Origin of the sequence: Parvibaculum sp., from assembly GCF_035511255.1 — a bacterium.
Lineage (GTDB): Bacteria > Pseudomonadota > Alphaproteobacteria > Parvibaculales > Parvibaculaceae > Parvibaculum.
Window position 1 is genome coordinate 1 of sequence record NZ_DATKFR010000284.1, and the last position, 4109, is coordinate 4109.

General features: G+C 64.3%; 4 protein-coding genes. 3 read left to right on the top strand and 1 reads right to left on the bottom strand.

What is annotated here, in order from left to right; all coding sequences use genetic code 11:
* Nucleotides 1-2: 2 nt before the first annotated feature.
* Entirely contained in the window at nt 3-1193 is a 1191-nt protein-coding gene (locus VMR03_RS11320; RefSeq protein ID WP_414693181.1) for a winged helix-turn-helix domain-containing protein, read from the top strand.
* Here the strand turns inward: VMR03_RS11320 and VMR03_RS11325 are convergent.
* Complete coding sequence (locus tag VMR03_RS11325) at nt 1144-1683, bottom strand: gamma-glutamylcyclotransferase (protein ID WP_325405259.1); 540 nt, start codon at nt 1681-1683, stop codon at nt 1144-1146. The genes VMR03_RS11320 and VMR03_RS11325 overlap by 50 nt on opposite strands.
* A gap of 39 nt (nt 1684-1722) precedes the next feature.
* Here VMR03_RS11325 and VMR03_RS11330 point away from each other — a divergent pair, with 39 nt between their 5' ends.
* On the top strand, nt 1723-2841 hold the full coding sequence (locus VMR03_RS11330; protein WP_325405261.1) for a DUF2125 domain-containing protein: 1119 nt from the start codon (nt 1723-1725) through the stop codon (nt 2839-2841).
* A 118-nt stretch (nt 2842-2959) separates the two neighbouring features.
* On the top strand, nt 2960-4003 hold the full coding sequence (locus tag VMR03_RS11335) for an NAD-dependent epimerase/dehydratase family protein (protein ID WP_325405263.1): 1044 nt from the start codon (nt 2960-2962) through the stop codon (nt 4001-4003).
* Nucleotides 4004-4109 lie beyond the last annotated feature (106 nt).

The window sequence follows — 4109 nt, forward strand, 5'->3', positions numbered from 1 at the left end:
CGATCGCCAACGCCGATGCGCGCCGCCTCTTTCTCGACCGCCATGCGCTCGGCGCGCCACTCGACCATGCGCTGACGCCGGACGATGTGCTGGCGCTCATCCACCGTCTCGGCTTCGTGCAGCTCGATTCCGTCAACGCGGTCGAGCGCGCGCATCACATGATCCTCTTTTCGCGCGCCGGCGATTACCGCCGCGAATTCCTCGACGAGCTTCACGCCGGACACCGTGCGCTCTTCGAACACTGGACGCATGACGCCTCGCTGATCCCGATGGAATTCTATCCGCACTGGCATCACCGCTTCCGCGCCGCGAAGGCGCGCATCGACCATCCGAACTGGCGCGAACGCTTCGGGCCGGAGCCCGAAAAGACGATCCGTCGCGTCCGCGCCCGCATCCGCAAGGAAGGACCGCTCTCGACCCGTCATTTCGACGACAAGGGCGCGGGCGGCTGGTGGGGCTGGGGGCCGTCGAAGACGGCCCTCGAATATCTCTGGCGCACCGGCGAACTCGCCATCGCGCGGCGCGACGGCTTCGAGAAGGTCTACGACCTCGCCGAACGCGTGATCCCCGACGATCTGCGCAAGGCGCGGCCGACGCGCCGGCAGACGATCGACTGGGCGGCCCGCGAGGCGCTGGCCCGTCTCGGCTTTGCGACGCCGACCGAACTCGCGGGCTTTTTCGATCTGATCGAGATCGCCGAAGCCAAAGACTGGGCGAAGACGGCGATGCGGAAGAGGGAGATCGTCGAGGTCAACATCGAGAGCGCCGATGGCAGTCACCGCCATGCCTTCGCCCCCGCCTCGATCGAAGCCGATATTGCGGCGCTCGCCGATCCGCATCGGGGAACGCGGCTCCTCTCACCCTTCGACCCGGCGATCCGCGACAGGAAGCGCGGCCAACGCCTCTTCGGCTTCGACTACACGATCGAGATTTTCGTGCCCGAGGCGAAACGCCGCTACGGCTATTACGTGCTGCCGATCCTCGAAGGCACCCGCTTCGTTGCCCGCGCCGACATCAAGGTCCATCGCGCCGAGGACCGGCTGGAGGTGAAAGGCTTCTGGCTGGAGCCCGGCATCAAACTCGACAAGCCCCGCAAGGCAGCGATCAGGGACGCCCTCGCCAGCCTCGCGAATTTCACCGGTGTCACACGGGTTGCCGCAGACGCGCTTCGACGGCCTGCCAGAGCCGGTTGAGTTCGGGATCGGCAATCCCCGCCGCTTCAAGATGCCGGACGGTGCTCTCGAGATAGTCCGGATTCTTGCCTGAGCTTCCCTCGCCCGCCGCGATCAGTTCCACCTGCCGCTCGAAGGGAAGCGCGCCCGCATATTGCGGATGCCTGCGGTCGACGACGAAACAAAGCGCCTCGACGCGACGTTTTTCATCGACGAGCTCGACCGGCTTCATCGTCTCGACATAAACCGACGTCACCTGTTCGCGCGCCTGCAGATAGCGTCGCGTTTCGCCCGCCCGCGCCGCCTCGACGCGGAAGGCGACGCCGCGACAGGCACCGCCGGCGTCGAGCCCGAAGACGAGCCCCGGCCGCTCCGGTGTGCCCCGATGGACGTGGCTATAGACGCAGAACCCCCGGTGATAGCCCCTGAGCAATGCCGGACGGCTTTCCTCATGCTCGAAACCCGGTCGCCACATCAGCGAGCCATATCCAAAAACCCATAAATCCTGCATCTTGCTTCCCATGACCAGACGGCGGATTTTATCGACACCATGACGACGACACCACCCGAGGCAGCACAGCTCGCGCCGCGTTCCCGCTGGCGGCTTTTCGGTCCGATCCTCGCGCTGGTGGCGGCCGCCGCCCTATGGTCCGCCTACTGGTACGTCATGGCGGGAAAGACACGCGATTTCATCGAAGTCTTCGCCGCGCGTCATCATGCCGGCAATCTGGCCGTGGGCTGGAACGCGCTTTCGATTTCGGGCTATCCCTATCGCATCGAGGCGGGCTTCACCGCGCCCTCGATCTCCGCGCCGCGGGCGCCTGAAGGCTGGGCCTGGTCGGCGGAGAGCCTCGAAGCCGATTTTCTGCCTTACAGCCTGCGCCATGTCGTCCTCAAGGTCGATGGCGAGCAGGTACTGCGGTATCGCGACGTCTCGCGGCCAGGCGCGCCCGCGCATGTGATCCGGGCGACAGCGGAAGGAACCTGGGCGAGCTATGTCGATGTTCCCGGTGCACCTTTCGGCCGCCTCGCGATCGACATCAACGATTTCGTCGCGCTGAAGGATGGCGAGGCGCCGAACACCGGCGAGCGCTTCGCCGCCGGACGGTTGCAGCTTCACACCCGCCCCTCGGCGCCGCCCGAAAATGCCGAACCGCTCCCCCTCGATGCGGCTGACAGCTACGACATCGCCCTCCAGGGCGACGACATGGCGATCGACGCAGCCGATGCCCCGCGCGCACTCGGCTCCAATATTGCCTTCTTCGCCGCGCAGGCCCGGCTGAAGAACGCCGTGCCGACGCCCAATGCCAGCCCCGCCGAATTCGTCCGCGCCTGGACGACCCAGGGCGGCGTGCTGACCGTGTCGGACATGCAGGTGAAGTGGGGTCCGCTCGACATGTGGGCGCAAGGCGAACTTTCTCTCGACCCGGAAGGCCGCCCGCAAGGCCGCTTCGAGGCCGCGATTTCCGACTATGCCGGTCTGCTGCAGGCCCTCGTCGACGCCCGGGTGGTCAGCGAGAAAGATGCGCGCATCGCGAAAGTCGGGCTCGGCCTCTTCGCGCAGTTCCAGGGCAACCAGCCAGGCCGCGTGCGCGTGCCGGTCGTCGTCACCGAAGGAAAGATCTTTCTCGGCCCCGTGCTGGTCGCGAAGATCGAACCGCTGCTCTGAAGTGAGCGTCCGAGGCGTCGCGGGGCCCGTCGGAAAAGCCTTTGGGCTTTTTTTCTTGCCATGCCTAGTATGGTAGTTATAACTATCTTATAGGACACACCCGGCACGGATTTTCAACATGCAGCAGACGGTCCTGGTCACGGGCGGCAGTGGGTACATCGCTTGCGAGCTCATCAAGCAGCTCCTCGAAACCGGCGACACCGTGCACACCACGGTGCGAAGTCTTGGAAACACCGGAAAGGTCCGACCGCTCAAGGAGATGCAAGCCGCCCATCCCGGCCGATTGCAGCTCTTCGAAGCCGACCTCGTGAAACCCGGCTCGTTCGGGGCGGCGATGCAGGGATGCAGCATCGTCTATCATGTCGCCTCGCCATTTCTGATGCAGGAGAAGATCACCGACGGCGAGCTGCAGATGCTCCGCCCGGCTCTTGAAGGCGTGCGGAACGTGCTCGGTTCGGCGAACGAGGCCCCGACGGTCGAACGCGTCGTGCTCACCTCGACCATCGGCGCCATCTTCGGCGACTATAGCGACGCCCTGGAGATGCCGGGTCACGTTCTGTCCGAAGCCTTCTTCAACACCACGAGCAGCCTCGACCACAATCCATATCACTACTCGAAAGTGATGGCGGAGAAGGAAGCCTGGAAGATCGCCGGCGCGCAAGACCGCTGGGATCTCGTCTGCATCAATCCGGGATTGGTGCTGGGGCCGTCGCTCACCTCGTCTTCGGATTCAGGCAGTCTTTTCCTGCTCGACGAGTTGATGAGGGGTCTCTTCTTCTACGGCGTGCCCGATCTGAGTTTCGCGACCGTCGATGTGCGCGAGGTCGCGGCGGCCCATATCGCGGCCGCCAAGCTGCCGGCGGCAAAGGGGCGCTATATCGTGTCGTCAGCCGAGATGATCTCGTTCATCGACATCGCGAAGGTCCTGCGCAAGGTGCACCGCCGCCCCTATCTGCTTCCCCGGATGCAGATACCGAATGTTCTCATGCGGCTCATCGGGCCCTTCTTCGGCCTGACGCCCAAATTTCTGAATAACCACTTGGGCATTCGCTTCACGCTCGATAATCGCCGCAGCATCGAGGAGTTGGGTATTCGTTATCGGCCCGCGGAACAGACGTTGATTGACCACTACGAGAATTGGCTCAAGCAGAAGACAGCCTGACGCCAACTCGACAGCGACCTTTATCCTCAACGAGGCGAAAACTACTTCTTCTCAGGCGTCGCGTGCGTCGGATCGCGGCCGAAATTCGGTGCGGCGGTATCCTGTC

What these genes read in the sequence shown, in the direction of transcription:
- VMR03_RS11325 (WP_325405259.1), bottom strand. Translation starts at nt 1,683, where the DNA reads ATGCAGGATTTATGGGTTTTTGGATATGGCTCGCTGATGTGGCGACCG.
- VMR03_RS11330 (WP_325405261.1), top strand. Translation starts at nt 1,723, where the DNA reads ATGACGACGACACCACCCGAGGCAGCACAGCTCGCGCCGCGTTCCCGC.
- VMR03_RS11335 (WP_325405263.1), top strand. Translation starts at nt 2,960, where the DNA reads ATGCAGCAGACGGTCCTGGTCACGGGCGGCAGTGGGTACATCGCTTGC.